This is a genomic window from Candidatus Igneacidithiobacillus taiwanensis (assembly GCF_031962545.1).
GTDB classification, from domain to species: domain Bacteria; phylum Pseudomonadota; class Gammaproteobacteria; order Acidithiobacillales; family Acidithiobacillaceae; genus Igneacidithiobacillus; species Igneacidithiobacillus taiwanensis.
The window spans coordinates 1-15,304 of the sequence record NZ_JAVRKK010000046.1; the positions used below are offsets into that span (position 1 = coordinate 1).

Annotated in this window: 11 protein-coding genes; 3 read left to right on the top strand and 8 right to left on the bottom strand. The window is 58.3% G+C overall.

Annotation, left to right across the window (positions count from 1 at the left end; all coding sequences use genetic code 11):
- The first annotated feature begins 185 nt into the window (after nucleotides 1–185).
- From gltB to hemE, 3 genes are read left to right on the top strand one after another with little or no spacing between them, the layout of a single operon-like run.
- Nucleotides 186–4,604 carry a glutamate synthase large subunit gene (gene gltB / locus RTI30_RS07725; protein ID WP_312262936.1) on the top strand — a complete coding sequence of 1,473 codons (4,419 nt, stop codon included), beginning with the start codon at nucleotides 186–188 and terminating at the stop codon, nucleotides 4,602–4,604.
- 27 nt (nucleotides 4,605–4,631) lie between these two features.
- Nucleotides 4,632–6,029 (top strand): FAD-dependent oxidoreductase, encoded by a 1,398-nt coding sequence (locus RTI30_RS07730; RefSeq protein ID WP_312262935.1) that lies wholly within the window; start codon nucleotides 4,632–4,634, stop codon nucleotides 6,027–6,029.
- Nucleotides 6,026–7,102: a uroporphyrinogen decarboxylase gene (gene hemE / locus RTI30_RS07735; RefSeq protein WP_312262934.1), complete on the top strand. Its 1,077-nt coding sequence runs from the start codon at nucleotides 6,026–6,028 to the stop codon at nucleotides 7,100–7,102. Before RTI30_RS07730 ends, hemE begins: the two co-directional genes overlap by 4 nt.
- 16 nt (nucleotides 7,103–7,118) lie before the next feature.
- Here the strand turns inward: hemE and RTI30_RS07740 are convergent, their stop codons facing one another.
- The 8 genes from RTI30_RS07740 to hfq form a co-directional block, all read right to left on the bottom strand.
- A complete protein-coding gene (locus tag RTI30_RS07740) occupies nucleotides 7,119–8,039 on the bottom strand; it encodes a lysophospholipid acyltransferase family protein (protein WP_312262933.1) in 921 nt (306 codons plus the stop codon).
- Complete coding sequence (locus tag RTI30_RS07745; RefSeq protein WP_312262932.1) at nucleotides 8,036–8,785, bottom strand: GNAT family N-acyltransferase; 750 nt, start codon at nucleotides 8,783–8,785, stop codon at nucleotides 8,036–8,038. The genes RTI30_RS07740 and RTI30_RS07745 overlap by 4 nt, the downstream gene beginning before the upstream one ends.
- A gap of 178 nt (nucleotides 8,786–8,963) precedes the next feature.
- Nucleotides 8,964–10,253, bottom strand: coding sequence for an adenylosuccinate synthase (locus tag RTI30_RS07750; protein WP_312262931.1), 1,290 nt, complete (start codon nucleotides 10,251–10,253; stop codon nucleotides 8,964–8,966).
- Nucleotides 10,254–10,274: 21 nt separating this feature from the next.
- Nucleotides 10,275–11,495, bottom strand: coding sequence for an ATP phosphoribosyltransferase regulatory subunit (locus RTI30_RS07755; protein WP_312262930.1), 1,221 nt, complete (start codon nucleotides 11,493–11,495; stop codon nucleotides 10,275–10,277).
- Nucleotides 11,495–12,370, bottom strand: coding sequence for an SPFH domain-containing protein (locus RTI30_RS07760; protein ID WP_312262929.1), 876 nt, complete (start codon nucleotides 12,368–12,370; stop codon nucleotides 11,495–11,497). Before RTI30_RS07760 ends, RTI30_RS07755 begins: the two co-directional genes overlap by 1 nt.
- A complete protein-coding gene (locus RTI30_RS07765; protein ID WP_312262928.1) occupies nucleotides 12,367–13,494 on the bottom strand; it encodes a protease modulator HflK in 1,128 nt (375 codons plus the stop codon). The genes RTI30_RS07760 and RTI30_RS07765 overlap by 4 nt, the downstream gene beginning before the upstream one ends.
- Before the next feature lie 20 nt (nucleotides 13,495–13,514).
- Nucleotides 13,515–14,828: a ribosome rescue GTPase HflX gene (hflX, locus tag RTI30_RS07770; protein ID WP_409449692.1), complete on the bottom strand. Its 1,314-nt coding sequence runs from the start codon at nucleotides 14,826–14,828 to the stop codon at nucleotides 13,515–13,517.
- On the bottom strand, nucleotides 14,825–15,097 hold the full coding sequence (gene hfq / locus RTI30_RS07775; protein ID WP_312262927.1) for an RNA chaperone Hfq: 273 nt from the start codon (nucleotides 15,095–15,097) through the stop codon (nucleotides 14,825–14,827). Before hfq ends, hflX begins: the two co-directional genes overlap by 4 nt.
- Between the last annotated feature and the right edge of the window lie 207 nt (nucleotides 15,098–15,304).

Below are 15,304 nucleotides of genomic sequence, written 5' to 3' on the forward strand. Positions count from 1 at the left end.
CAACGCCGAACGGCCACACCATCGACTCGGACAGAAACCACCGCTATCCTTCCTCCTCCAACATCTACCACAGTGCCAAAGGTGGTGGACGCATACAATTGCTTGGTTTTCGGCGTATCAGCAGCGTATAATAGATTCCCTTTCGCCAGTTGGCGGAGAGCTTTGGTACGGCCATGGGTGCAAGCATGACAGACAATCTATACTCCCCCGATTTTGAAAGAGATTCTTGCGGATTTGGGCTAATCGCCCAGCTGGACGATCATGCGAGTCATGCGATTGTCGCCACTGCCATTGCCTCCCTCGCTCGACTCACCCATCGCGGGGCGGTAGCGGCCGATGGCAAAAGCGGCGACGGCTGTGGGCTTTTGATTCAGATGCCCCAAGAATTCTTTCGCGCCGTGGCGGCAGAACAAGGATTGGAATTGCCGAAGCTTTTTGCCGTTGGCCAGTTCTTTCTGCCGCAAGCCCCCCAACAAGCCGAGGCAATTCGCGACATCGTGGCTGCAGAGGCAAAGGCCCTGGCAATGCAGTTGATGGGTTGGCGGGCCGTGCCAACGGACGCCACCGCCTGCGGTGCCGAGGCACTGAAAACCCTGCCTAGAGTCGAACAAGCCTTTTTCGCAGCGACAGACGTTGATGCAGATACCTTCGAACGCCTTTGTTATCGGCTGCGTCGTCGTGTTGAAAAGCGTTGTGCGTCCAATGCGGATTTCTTTGCTGTCACCTGCTCTAGCCGAGTCATTGGCTACAAGGGCTTGGTCATGCCCGAGCACCTACCCGATTTTTACCCAGATCTACGCGACCCCCGCTTTGCCTCGGCACTGGTCAGTTATCATCAGCGCTTTTCTACCAATACCTGGCCGGAGTGGCGACTCTGCCAGCCCTTTCGGATCCTGGCGCACAATGGTGAGCTGAATACCATTCAAGGCAATCGCAATTGGGCGCGAGCCCGCGCACCGTTGCTGCACTCGGATTTGCTACCCATGGAAGAGGTATTACCGGCCGTCGGTGGAGGCAGTGACTCCTTCAGCCTCGACAACATGCTGGAGCTGCTCGTGCAGGGTGGTATGGACTTTTTCAAGGCGCTGCGCTTGCTTGTTCCTCCGGCATGGCACAACGTGCCGAACATGGCGCCGGAATTGCGCGCTTTTTACGAGTATCACTCCATGCGCATGGAACCCTGGGACGGGCCTGCCGGCCTCGTGCTGAACACTGGGCAAATGGCGGTCTGCGCCCTCGATCGCAATGGCTTGCGACCGGCGCGCTATGTCATCACCCGCGACCGCATCATCAATATCGCCTCGGAAGTCGGGGTGTTCGACTACTCCCACCAAGACATCCTGGCTCAGGGTCGCGTCGGCCCCGGACAGATTCTGGCTGTCGACCTGCGCAATGGCCAGTTGCTCAACAACGACGAGATCGATCTGCGCATCCAGAATAGTGCTCCCTACGGTGCCTGGCTCGCGGCGCATGCCGAACATCTGGATGTAGATGACGACGGCGCCCAAATCGCCCGACCGGTGCCGGATCTGGTCACCTGGGAGAAAGCCTTCGGCGTCAGTATGGAAGAAGAAGACCAAGTGATCCGCGTCATGGCCGAAGGCGGACAGGAGGCCGTAGGTTCCATGGGCGACGACACCCCAATCGCCGTGCTGTCTACCCAGCCGCGGCACCTCGCCGACTATTTTCGCCAGCAGTTTGCCCAGGTCACCAACCCGCCCATCGATCCTCTGCGCGAAGCCCTGGTGATGTCTCTCAACACCATCCTCGGAACCGAGAGCAACCTCTTCGATGAGCGCCCAGAATATGCGCGGCGTATCGAGGTACACTCTCCTGTGCTTTCCGACGCTGCTTTTGAGGCGCTTATCTCGCGTCCGGAGCCAGAGTTTTGCTCGCAAAGCTTTTCTTTGTGTTTTACTGACGATGGCGACTTGGAGAGTGCTGTCATCGCTCTCTGCGACAAGGTTGTCGAGGCGGTACGCGATGGGGCAGTGATCCTCGTGCTCGATGATAGCACCCTGCAGCGCGGGCACGTCTACATTCCAGCCCTGATGGCCGTGGGGGCAGTGCACCACGCCCTCATCGATGCTGGGCTGCGCACGCGCTGCAATATCCTCGTTGCCACCGCACACGCTCGCGATCCGCACCATTTCGCCACCCTCATCGGCTACGGTGCGACGGCAGTCTACCCGTACTTGGCCTACGCGATCATACGCAGCCTTGCGGAGCGGCGCGCCTTCAGTCAACCGGTGAGTGTTGCCAAGGCGCTGGCCAATTATCGCAAAAGTATCGACAAGGGACTGTACAAAATCCTCTCCAAAATGGGGATTTCTACCCTAGCCTCGTACCGCAGCAGTCAACTCTTTGAGGCACTGGGGCTTTCGGAACGTGTGGTGGAGCGCTGCTTCCGCGGTACCGTCACTCGCATCCAGGGTGCCGATTTCGCCCACATCGAGGCCGATCTGCGCCGTTTGCTGGCGGATGCCTGGCGTCCGCACCGCCGCGTCAGCGCTGGCGGACAGCTCAAGTATATCCACGGCGGCGAATACCACGCGTACAACCCCGACGTGGTATCGAGTCTGCAGGCAGCAACCCGCTCTGGTCGGCAGGAGGACTATCGCGTCTTTGCCGATCTGGTGAATGGCCGGCAGGCTACCAATTTGCGTGATTTACTGAAACTACGCGAGAGGGCACCCATTCCATTACACGAAGTAGAGCCGGTGGAGGCCATTACCCCGCGCTTCGATACGGCTGCCATGTCTTTGGGGGCCCTCTCTCCCGAGGCCCACGAGGCCCTTGCCATCGCCATGAACAGCATTGGCGGGCGGTCCAACTCCGGCGAGGGTGGCGAAGATCCCGCGCGCTATCGCAATAATAAAGTAAGCAAGATCAAGCAAATCGCCTCCGGCCGCTTTGGCGTGACTCCCGAATACGCCGTCAACGCCGAAGAGTTGCAGATCAAAATTGCGCAGGGCGCCAAGCCTGGCGAGGGCGGACAGCTGCCCGGTCATAAGGTGAGCGGCATCATCGCCCGTCTGCGCTACGCCAAGGAAGGCGTCGCCCTGATCAGCCCGCCTCCGCACCACGACATCTACTCCATCGAGGACCTCGCACAGCTGATCTTTGACCTCAAGCAGGTCAACCCAGAGGCCTACGTATCGGTAAAGCTGGTTTCGGAGGCCGGAGTTGGAACCATTGCCGCGGGGGTGGCCAAGGCTTATGCCGATCGCATTACCATCGCGGGCTATGACGGTGGCACCGGCGCCAGCCCCCTCACCTCGGTCAAGTATGCCGGCTCCCCCTGGGAGTTGGGTCTGGCCGAAACCCAGGTCACCCTGCGCAAGAATTTTCTCCGGCATCGCGTGCGCTTGCAGGCCGACGGTGGTTTCAAAACCGGCCTCGATGTGGTCAAGGGGGCCCTGCTTGGCGCGGAGAGTTTCGGTTTTGGCACCGCACCGATGATCGTTCTCGGCTGCAAGTATCTGCGCATCTGCCATCTCAACAACTGCGCTACCGGCGTAGCGACTCAAGACGAGACCTTGCGTAAGCATTTCAAAGGGCTTCCAGAATTGGTCATCAACTACTTCCGTTTCGTGGCCGAGGAGGTTCGCGAGATCATGGCGAGTCTCGGTATCCGTCACTTCGACGATTTGGTCGGACGTAGCGATCTGTTGGAGCGTCAGGACGGCACGACCGAAAAACATGCCGCTATCGACCTGCGACCTCTGCTGGGCAATGCCGCCCTGGAAAATGCGGACCACAACACCCATCAGCAAGATCGCAATCCGCCCTTCGATCGCGGCGAACTGGCCGAGCAGATCATCGTCGATGCACGGCCCGCCTTGGAAGAAAAGATCCCTACCCGTCTTCATTACCGCATTCAGAACACCCAGCGTTCCATTGGGGCTCGCTTGGGGGGCGAGATCGCCCGTCGCTACGGTAATGCCGGGCTCCCTGATGACTGTCTGCACATCGATTTTCAGGGTACGGCCGGCCAGTCTTTTGGCGCCTTCTCGGTGCAGGGCATGACCCTGCGCCTGGAGGGTGACGCCAATGATTATGTCGGCAAGGCCATGAATGGCGGCCGCATCATCATCGCACCGCCAGCGGGTGTACCCTATGCGGCGGCAGACTCCGCCATCATTGGCAACACCTGCCTCTATGGTGCTACCGGTGGCATTCTGCACGCCGCTGGACGCGCCGGCGAGCGTTTCGCGGTGCGCAACTCCGGTGCCATCGCAGTCATCGAGGGCGCGGGCGATCATGCCTGTGAGTATATGACCGGCGGGCAAATCATCATTCTTGGGCGCGTTGGCATGAACTTCGGCGCCGGCATGACCGGTGGTCTCGCCTTTGTGCGCGACGTGAGCGGCCGCTTCCCCAGCCGCCTGAACGCTGAGCTCGTCAACACCCATCGCATCGACACCGAATCGATGCGCGGCTACGAAGTCCTGTTGCGCCGCCACGTACAACGGCACCTAGAATGGACCGGTAGCCAACTAGCCCGGGAATTACTGCAGAACTGGTCGCAGTTTTTGGCAGAGGTGTGGCTTGTGGTTCCCAAGGCTGCGAAGCTGGAAGTACTGCTCGAAGAAGCGAGCTGATCCCCTGCTCCATTGCGAGGAATTTTTATGAACCATTTTGCGTTTTTGGAAGACGGCCGGCAGGATCCCAAAAAATTGCCGGTAGAGGAACGGCGCGAGGCGTTTCGGGAAATCTACCAGAGCTTCGACCTCGCAAGTGCCAAATTGCAGGCAGACCGTTGTCTGCACTGTGGCAATCCATACTGCGAATGGAAATGTCCGGTTCACAACTACATCCCCAATTGGTTGCAGTTGATCGTAGAAGATCGCATCGAAGAGGCGGCAAATCTCTCCCACAGCACGAATACCCTGCCGGAAATCTGTGGTCGCATTTGCCCGCAAGACCGTCTTTGTGAGGGTGCCTGTACCCTCAACGAAGACTATGGCGCCGTAACCATTGGCAATCTCGAAAAATTCATTACCGAAGAAGCCCTCGCCCGCGGCTGGAAACCGACCATTGCCACGGCGGAGCGTATTGGCAAACGAGTTGCCGTGGTGGGCGCCGGCCCTGCTGGTCTGGGTTGTGCCGACGTTCTCAACCGCAACGGTGTCGATGTCGTGGTCTTCGATCGCTACCCAGCAGTTGGCGGCTTGCTGACTTTTGGCATCCCCCCATTCAAGCTCGAGAAAGAAGTCGTCGCGCGCCGCGCGAATCTGCTGCAGGAAATGGGAATCGAATTTCGTCTGGGTTGCGAAGTTGGCAAAGACATACCCTTTGCCGACTTGCTGCGCGACTTTGATGCCGTCTTCCTCGGCATGGGTACCTACAAGGCCAAAGTTGGCCACTTTCCGGGAGAAAACTTGCCGGGTGTTTTTAAGGCCTTGGATTATCTCAACGGTAACATCTCGCACCTCATGGCCTTGCCGGATCCTCTGCACCCTTTTATCGATTTGGCGGGTAAAAGAGTGGTGGTGCTCGGCGGCGGCGATACCGCCATGGACTGTGTGCGTACCGCCATTCGCCAAGGTGCAAGCGCAGTAAGTTGCGTGTATCGACGCGACGAGGAAAACATGCCGGGGTCACGGCGCGAGGTGACCAATGCCCGCGAAGAAGGGGTAAAATTCCTCTTCCAGCGTCAACCGGTCGAAATCATCGGGGATGCCGAATCCGGTCCACAGGGCGTCAAGGTTGTTCGTACCCAGCTGGGCGAGCCCGATGCCAAGGGGCGGCGGCACCCGGAACTCGTGCCCGGCTCGGAAGAAATTTTACCTGCCGATGCGGTGATCATGGCCTTTGGCTTCGATCCCTCTCCTGCCACCTGGTTTGACGAGTTCGGCATCGCTACCGACAAGACTGGCAAGGTGTGCGCCAACGCCCAATTTCAAACCAGCAATCGCCAAGTCTTCGTTGGCGGCGACATGCATCGTGGCTCAGATCTCGTGGTCACCGCCGTCGACGAAGGAAGGCGAGCGGCCGAGGGCATTCTGGACTTTCTCTGCGCATGAGCACGGCCAAGTCGGAGCGCTTTTTACGGGCTTGTCGCGGCCAGCCTGTCGATCGCACCCCCGTCTGGCTCATGCGTCAGGCAGGACGCTACCTGCCGGAATACCGAGCCACTCGTGCGCAGGTACCCGGCTTCCTCGACCTCTGTCAAAATCCTGAGCTCGCCTGCGAAGTAACCCTGCAACCCCTGCGACGCTTCGATCTCGACGCCGCCATCCTCTTTTCCGACATCCTGACCGTTCCCCATGCCATGGGCCTGGAATTGTCTTTCGTCGACGGCGAAGGGCCGGTCTTTGCCAATCCGGTGCGCACGACACAGGACATCCAGCGCCTACACCAGCCCGATCCGGAGCAGGAGCTCCGTTATGTCATGGATGCCGTGCGGCTGATTCGGCACGAACTGGCTGGCCGCGTACCGCTCATCGGCTTTGCCGGCAGCCCCTGGACCTTGGCTTGCTACATGATCGAGGGCCGTGGCAGCCGTGATTTTCAACACGCAAAAACTTGGCTCTATTCTGACCCCGAGAGCCTGCAACAACTGCTTGATCGTTTGGTGGCCGCCCTCATTGGCTACCTGCGGGCCCAAGCTGCAGCCGGCGCCCAGGCGCTCATGCTCTTCGACACTTGGGGCGGCGTGCTGAGCACCCCGGCCTACCGACACTTTTCTCTTGCGCCCATGCAGCGGGTCATTGCTGGCCTGCGCGCCAGTGCGGAGGCAGCGCCGCTGCCAATCATCCTTTTCAGTAAGGGAAGCGGAAACTGGCTCGAAGCCGTAGCGCAAAGTGGCGCCGACGTGGTGGGCCTCGACTGGAACACGGAAATTGACCAAGCGCGGGAGCGCCTCGGCGCCAAAATTAGCGTGCAGGGCAATCTCGACCCTATGGCGCTCTACGGCCATCCCACGCTGTTACGTGCAGAAATCGAGCGGATCCTCACCGCCAATGGGAGCCGCCCAGGCCATATTTTCAATTTGGGCCATGGTATCACTCCGCAAACGCCCATCAGCAACGTCGAAATTCTGGTAGAAACCGTACACGCCTGGAAAAATAGTCATAACGAGTACGGTGAATACTAGGTGTAAAAGGCTGCGTTCAGCGACTTTGGCTGCGATGACGCCAAGCTTCCCAAGCGTCGCGCAGACGATGTCGGGTAGGATCGAGGTAGGTGACCGGCGCACCCTCCTCCATTCGGCGTAGTGTCTCGACGATGGTGCGGTGACTCTCGCGCGCCAACTCTCGCCTGCCGAGCGAAGGTGCCAGCGGTGGACCGAATTCCACGCGAAGCGTTAGCGGTGCGGAAGCAGTCAGACGCCAAAGATGGCCGGCCAGGGTATCCTCGCCAACGAAGGGACAACTGCGGTCGGCGTGGCCGGGGCGAAGGATGTCCTCATATCGAAGAGTTACGGGAACTACTGGACTAGCGGCTGCTACGGCGGTCTCGAAGGGGGCAGCGAAGAATTCCCCAACACTATTGCCATCGCTGGTCGTTCCTTCCGGAAAAATCACGAGGATGCGACCTGCACGGAGAACCTCGGCGGCATCTTTGAGTACCCGCTGGCTGGCACGTGCGTCGCCGCGGTCGATAAAGAACGTTCCCAACCGCCGCGCCAATCTGCCAAAGAGTGGCCACTCCTGCATTTCCTTTTTGGCGACGAATTGCCCCGGATACAGTGCAGCCAAGGCGAGGATGTCTAGGTAGGAAACATGGTTACCGGCAATCATCACCGCTGCATTCTTCGGAATACCGCCAGCAACGCGCAGACGAATACCTAGAATGCGTAAAGCAAGCCCACACCACCAACGAAATACCCTCAGCGCGCGTGGATTGACACCTCTCCCGCGACCGTAATACCACCAGCTCAATGGAAACGCGATCAGCAAGTGTAGCGCCAAAGCCGGCACGCGCCACACTCGGCGCACGGAACGTGGACGGCTACGACGCAGGATGTTCCGGCTCGGGTAGGGAATCAACAGCCCCGCTTTACCGACTCGATTCCGACGGCGAAAAATCATTTTCCGTGCGCCACGGGTTCCAGAAACCGCTGCTGATATCGAGAGGTGATCAAACGCGAATCACACCAAACAAAAAAGTCCGCACAATGAAATTGCGGATCCCAGCAGGGCTCACCGCCAATACGCACGCCAGCCCGCAGATATCCTTTGAGCAACCCCGGCAATTCCACCGGAGTGGCTTGGGCGTTGGCGTCAAAACCGGGAACGGGGCGCAACGGAAAGACCCGATGCTCAGGCGCCACCATGTTCGCCTCCAGCGACCGGTACAACGCTCCCAAGGCGGGACCATCCGTGCTGTGCACGCTGGCACAGCCCATGAGGTGGTCGATTTCCCACATACTCATGGCTTCTGCCAGCCCCGACCAGAGCAGAACGATCACTGCACCCTGACGATAGTCAGGATGCACACAAGACCGACCCAGCTCCATTACCCGCGAGTTGAGAGCGAGGGGACGCGAGAGGTCGAACTCTGTTTGCGAATAATAACGCCCAACCTTAGAAACCTGCTCGGGCAAAAAAAGACGGTAGGTTCCGACGACCTCCTGCCGCACCTCATCCTCAACGATCAAATGCTCGCAATAGGGATCGTACTCGTCTTGATCGATCCCTGGCGGACCACTCAACTGCGCGCCGAGTTCGGCGCTGAAAACGCGATAGCGAAGTCGTTGCGCTGCTTCTACTTCATCTTGGTGACGGGCCAGATACAGACGCAGTGCTCGCTCGTTTTTCTTAGTATTACGTTCCATACCCTTCTGGACTTGCGTATTGAGCATGTCTCAATCTCCGCGTTACGGGTTATACCAGACCATAGTATGACCGAAAATTATGACAATAGTGCGACATTTTGATGACACTTTGATGACGACACCAAGGAACTCTCCTCTCTCGCACGCAAAAGACTCGCGTGAGTTCGGTGGCCTGACGTCACAAAAATGACTCCCGCAGAATGGTATGCGCGCGATCTGGCCCGGTAGATACGATCGCCAAAGGGCGCTCCACCAGGGCCGCCAAGGCCTCTAAATAGTTGCGCGCATTGCTTGGCAAATCTTCCCAGCGAGATACACCGGCCGTGGATTCTGTCCACCCCGGAAAACTCTCGTAAATTGGCGTACAGTCCGCCAGGGATTCGGCACCGCCGGGGAGATCGCGGCGATCCTCCCCATGAACGCGGTAACCGACGGCAACCCGAATCTCTGCCAATCCATCGAGAACATCGAGCTTGGTCATGCACAAGCCAGTAACGCCATTCACCCGGCAGGAGGCGCGAAGAGCTACGGCATCAAACCAACCGCAGCGCCGGGCGCGGCCCGTCGTCGCACCCACCTCTCCTCCCCGTTCCGCCAGCCAACGTCCGGTTTCATCGAAGAGTTCCGTCGGGAAGGGGCCGGAGCCAACACGGGTGGTGTAGGCTTTGGTGATACCCAAAACGTAACCCAGTTCTCCCGGTCCTACCCCGGTGCCAGCCGCCGCTGCTCCCGCAACGGTATTCGACGAGGTAACAAAAGGATAGGTACCGTGATCGACATCGAGCAAGGTTCCTTGCGCGCCCTCGAAGAGCACGCGGCCTCCGGCAGCCTGGATTTCGCTCAAGCGCAGCGAGACATCGGCAGTCATGGGCGCCAGGCGTTCGGCAAAAGCAAGGCTCTGCTCGAGAATGCGATGAAAGTCTTCTGGCTCTTCCTTGAAGTAATGCTGGAGCACGAAATTATGGTAATCGAGCGCCTCACCCAATTTGGCAGCAAAACGCTTGCGATGAAAGAGATCTGCAACGCGCAATGCTCGGCGGGCGACCTTGTCTTCGTAAGCTGGACCGATTCCACGCCCCGTCGTACCGATCTTTGCTTCGCCCTTCGCCTTTTCCCGCGCCAAATCCAAACGCTTATGGTACGGGAGTATCAGGGGGCAGGATTCTGAGATCACCAGCCGTTGCGCGGCGTCGGGCACGCTCTGCAGGAGCGGATCGAGTTCTTCGAACAGTGCGACCGGATCCAAGACCACCCCGTTGCCAATCAGACACTGCACGTCCGGACGTAGGATGCCAGAAGGAATCAGATGCAAGACCGTTTTTTGGCCACCGATGACCAAGGTGTGGCCGGCGTTGTTGCCTCCCTGAAAACGTGCAACCGCTTGGCAGTGCTCCGTGAGCCAGTCGACAATCTTGCCCTTACCCTCGTCACCCCACTGGGTGCCAACCACAACGACATTCTTGGACATCGATTTCGACTCCGAAAAAACCTAGGATGCAGAAAAAGGAAGCTCTGGGCTCTGGCTCAGCAAGGCCCAGCGTCCTTGCTCTCGCTGCAGAACCGCATCAAAACCCTCAGGGATCATCGGGCCTTGCCCTGTCTCCTTGCCGAGGTCCTGAACCACGACATAACCTTGGGAGCGTAAATCGCAGATTGCCTGCCATAAGGTCGAATCGCCGCCACTTGGAGCCCATACCTTTGGCGTTTTCCTTTCCTCTTCGAGTTCGCGCAGCAACGGGCGCAAATCGAGGCTAAAGCCCGTAGCTGGACGATAACGACCAAAGGCCTGGCCGACGCCATCGTAACGCCCACCCCGCGCGATGGCGGCACCGCGCAACGGCGAAAAGAGCGCAAAAAGCATTCCGGTGTGATAGCGATGCCCTTGCATCTCAGCCAAGTCTGCCCGAATGCACAGTTGTGGATATCGCTGCGCGAGCATCTGCCACACAAAATCGAGCTCTTCCAAAGGTTGTGCAAGGTCGGTGAAGGCGGCAAGTCTTTGTCGCGCCCGCGCCAGCACCTCGCGATCGCCGTGCAACTCCGACAGGGCGCGGAATGCCGTTTCCGATGCCTCGACCACCGCATGCCGTCGCAAAAGCTGGCGCAGATCCGGCCACGCCTTGCGCTCGAGCAAGCGCAGCAATTCTTCCCGAGCAGATTGGGGCAAGCCGCTGGCTTCTGCCAATCGGCGAGGAATCGCGACATGTCCCAGATCTAATACCAAGTCGCTGCCCGGACAACAGCGCTGCACGCTTTCGATCATCAGCGACAAGATCTCGAGATCCGCCTCAGCGCTCGCAACGCCAAAGAGTTCCGCACCAACTTGAAAGGGCGCGCGACTCCCCCCCAAGGCATCTGGCCGTGCCCGCAACACCGTACCCGCATAACACAGCCGCCGGGCTTCATCGGCACGGGTCATTTGCACATCGATTCTGGCCATCTGCGGAGTCATGTCCGAGCGAAAACCGAGCACTCGCCCGCTCGCCTGATCCAAAACTTTCCAAGTTTCGAGGTCTAAATCGATGGCACTACCCGTAAGCAGACTTTCGAGATGCTCCAGCATTGGCGGGATGACCTGACGATATCCCCAAGTACCAAAAAGATCGAGGAGTTCTCGGCGTTTCCCCTCCAAAGCCTCGGCCTGGCGCGGGCCCATGTCTTCAAAGCCTGCGGGCAACATCCAGTTTGCCGCGCCGCTATCACGTTCCATTATTTGCCACCCGTTGCTAGCCCACGATGCAAATACTGCAGCAAGGGCGAGTTGGCAGACAGTACCCACACGTCCCCCGGCTTGGCATTGTGCTGCAAAATTTCGAGACTACGATAAAAAGCATAAAAGCTCGGATCCTTGCCATAGGAGTCGGCATAGATTTTTGCCGCCTGTGCCTGCGCGGCTCCCAAGGTTTGCTGAGAGCTTGTGTACGCATCGCTCAAAACTTGTTGACGCGCCTTTTCACCTGCATTTTTGATGTCGTCTACCTGTGTCTTTCCCGCCAATTGTACTTCGGTGAGTTGGTTCTGCAGATCAGCCCGCATCTTTTGATACACCGCTTGTTGCGCATCGGGCGTTAGACCGATCTCGAGAAAATGCAGATCATCCAGCCGAATTCCGTCCTTCTGCAGTTGCTGACTTACAGTGGTGAAAAGTTGCTTCTGCCAGTGCGTCAGTAGGTCGTTGTTAGGTGAATCGTCGGGATTTTTCTCAATCAGCAAGCGCAAAGCTGCCTGCACTGCGTCGCTCACCTCACCCTCGGCCAAGGCAGTATTCAGGCCGTGCTGGTAAAAGCGAGTAGCATCATCCACATGCCATTGCACAAAACAATCGAGCTGCAAAGCCGGACCGCTCTTAGGAACCAGGGTAACTGCCTTGGTGCTCTGACTGCGGCGGCGTGTATCGATGATCTGGACCGATTGCAAAAAGGGCCAGTGAAGATACAGACCTGGCTGCACATGTTCTCCGGTCACTCGCCCAGCATTAAGAATGATCGCACTCTGCCCCGGGCGTAACTCGTAAAAACTTGCAGACAAGAGGTACAAGACAGCTGCCAGAAGCAGCACTAACCAACCCCAAGAAGTGGCTTTCATGACGCCTTACCTCCGCTTTGGGTGGATGCGCTCGCCGATGGAGCGGATGACAAAACTGGTGGGGCGGCGGTAGTTACAGACACCTGTGCCCCAGGCCCATCGGCAACGACTACCTTGCCAGCTTTGGCGAGAATGGCGTCCATCGTCTGTAAATACATTTGTCGCGCGCTCACCTGCGGATCCTGTCGGTAGGCCTGATAGAGCGAATCAAAGTGGGCGGCATCGCCTTGGGCTTTGTCTACCAACCGATTTGCCTCTACTTGCGCCTGACTACGCATCTTATCGGCCTCGGCCTTGGCAGAAATCATCTCTTTCTGTACGTCCGCTTTGGCCTCTTCAGCAGCAATCGCGGCTTCCTTGCGTGCTTTGTCGATCTTTTCGTATTCCGGATCGAGAGCTTTCGGATGGGTGAGCTCAATAATCTGCACCGACTGCAGAGTAATACCACTTTTACCGTTGGCGAGCAGCTGTTGCGCTCGCTCCAACAGCTTTTCCTCGAGGGGTGCGTGGGCAGCACCGAGTAATTGTTGCGAGCTCATCCCGTCGGTAATCTGCCGCAGGGCAGCACTCATAACAAAGGCGAGATATTGCTGCGGGTTGCTATTGGAGAAAAGGTATTCACGCGGATGCGCAATACGATAATCGGCAGCGTACCGCACGTCGATCAACTCATCGTTGCTGGTAAGGATACGTCCTGGGCTCAAAGCCTCACCAGAGTCTCCATAACCGAGAACCAGCCGTCGACTGCGACCCACGTCCACGGTTTCTACCGTTTCAATGGGGCTCGGCCAATGATAATGGTTGCCCGGCGGCACCGTCGCCACCACTTGCCCAAAACGCAATACGAGCGCTTCTTGGCCAGGATCGACTTGGTAAAATCCCGAGAGCAGCCACAGGAAAAGTAGTACGACGGCAACGATCAGCGGCAACCAGGTCAGATATGGAAAATTACGACGCGGACCGGCTCCCGGCGTAGCTGAGAGTTTATTGCCCAACTTACGCAGTTCTTTGGTGATCTTGTCGATGTTCCATGAACCACTGGGGCTTTTGGGGCGTTTCCCCCACGGGTTGCCGCTCTTGTTACCGTTCTGATTACCACTGCCGCCCGGATCACTCCATGGCATCCCGCTCTCCTTGCACCGGACTATGGGCGCATTGTAGAGGGCAGATCCTCTCGCTGACAACTCTCTGCCCCGTAGTGTTTTTGCAATCCCGCCCAAGTGGCTCGATCGATTTCAATCTGCAGAAATTGCCTGCCGTCGGTCGCGAAGCTCTCCTCCAGTACACACGCGAGCTGGTAAAGACGAGCGCGCAACGCCCCTTGCTCTGGCCGCAAGGTACATTGCAAGCGCAAGGGCTCCTGTCGTAAACGAGCGACGATTGCCTTGCGCAGCAGGTCTACACCCTCGCCCGAATGCGCGCTGAGCCAGACGTCGGTCATCTGTCCATCGACATCGCGGCGGGCGGGGGGAATATCCTCGAGCAAATCCACTTTGTTGAAAACGCGAATCCGCGGCAACTCATCGGCGCCAATATCTGCGAGAATCTCTTCTACTGCCGCAATTTGCTCGTCACGATCCGGTGCTGCCGCATCGATGACGTGGAGCAACAGTTGCGCCTCATTCACCTCTTCCAATGTAGCGCGAAAAGCGGCAATCAGCTCGGTGGGGAGATCGCGAAGAAAGCCAACCGTGTCGGCCAGCAAGATCTGTTGCCCCGCTACTTCGGGCGCGAGCCGACGGATGGTCGGATCCAACGTGGCAAAAAGCTGGTCGGCAGCATACTGCGCATTGGCCGTCAGGACATTGAACAAAGAAGATTTACCCGCATTGGTATACCCCACCAAGGCCACGGTTGGGACTGGGGTTCGCAGCCGAGCGCGCCGCTGAATGCCGCGTTGGGCAGCTACTCGCGCCAGACGCTCTTTGAGAATGCGAATCCGCTCGCCGATCAATCGGCGGTCGGTTTCCAACTGGGTTTCGCCGGGACCGCGCAGGCCAATGCCGCCGCGCTGCCGCTCGAGATGGGTCCAGCCGCGCACCAACCGAGTGCGCAAATGATCGAGCTGTGCCAGCTCTACCTGCAGCTTTCCCTCGTGTGTGCGTGCTCTCCGAGCAAAGATGTCGAGAATCAGACCGACTCGATCCACCACGCGCGCCGCGCAGGCCCGCTCGAGATTACGCTCCTGCACCGGACTCAGCGGGAGATCGAACAGCAGGAGATCAACGTTGTTGGCACGAACGAATTCCGCAATCTCTTGCACCTTACCGCTGCCGATGCAGGTTGCCGGATCGAGACGAGTGCGCGAGATGGACCAGAGATCGAGGATCTCGGCGCCGGTATCCGCAGCTAACTGGCGAAACTCGGCACCGCCCACATCCGAGGAACCAGGTGTTGCAACATGGATGAGTAGCGAGCGATCCCGATGGGAGCGCTCGATTTCCGGCAGACGATTCAGTCGACGGCCTCGTCTGCACTGGGCACCTCACCCTCATTTTCGGGCAGAGGCAAGCGCACATCACGACTTGGCACAACCGTGGAGATGGCGTGCTTGTAGATCATTTGGCTGACGTTGTTACGCAACAGCACAACGAACTGATCGAACGATTCGACGAATCCTTGGAGCTTGATGCCGTTGACCAGATAGATTGCGACCGGAACATGCTCCTTGCGCAACAGGTTGAGGAAAGGGTCTTGCAGAATCTGCCCTTTTTGTTGACTGGCCATTATTGTCTCCTTTTGACTCGCATCTTGCCATCAGATTCTTATATTAGACTAGGTTTGGGGATCGCGCCAGACCGTGTCTAGACATTCCCTCTCCAGCCACGCGCTTTTGCATAAGTTCACAAACCTTTGGCACTTCTTTGGCGAGGGAGGAGTGCCATGCAGGTTCAACATGTCGGGTACCGGATCCGGGGGTTTTACCGGGTAGCG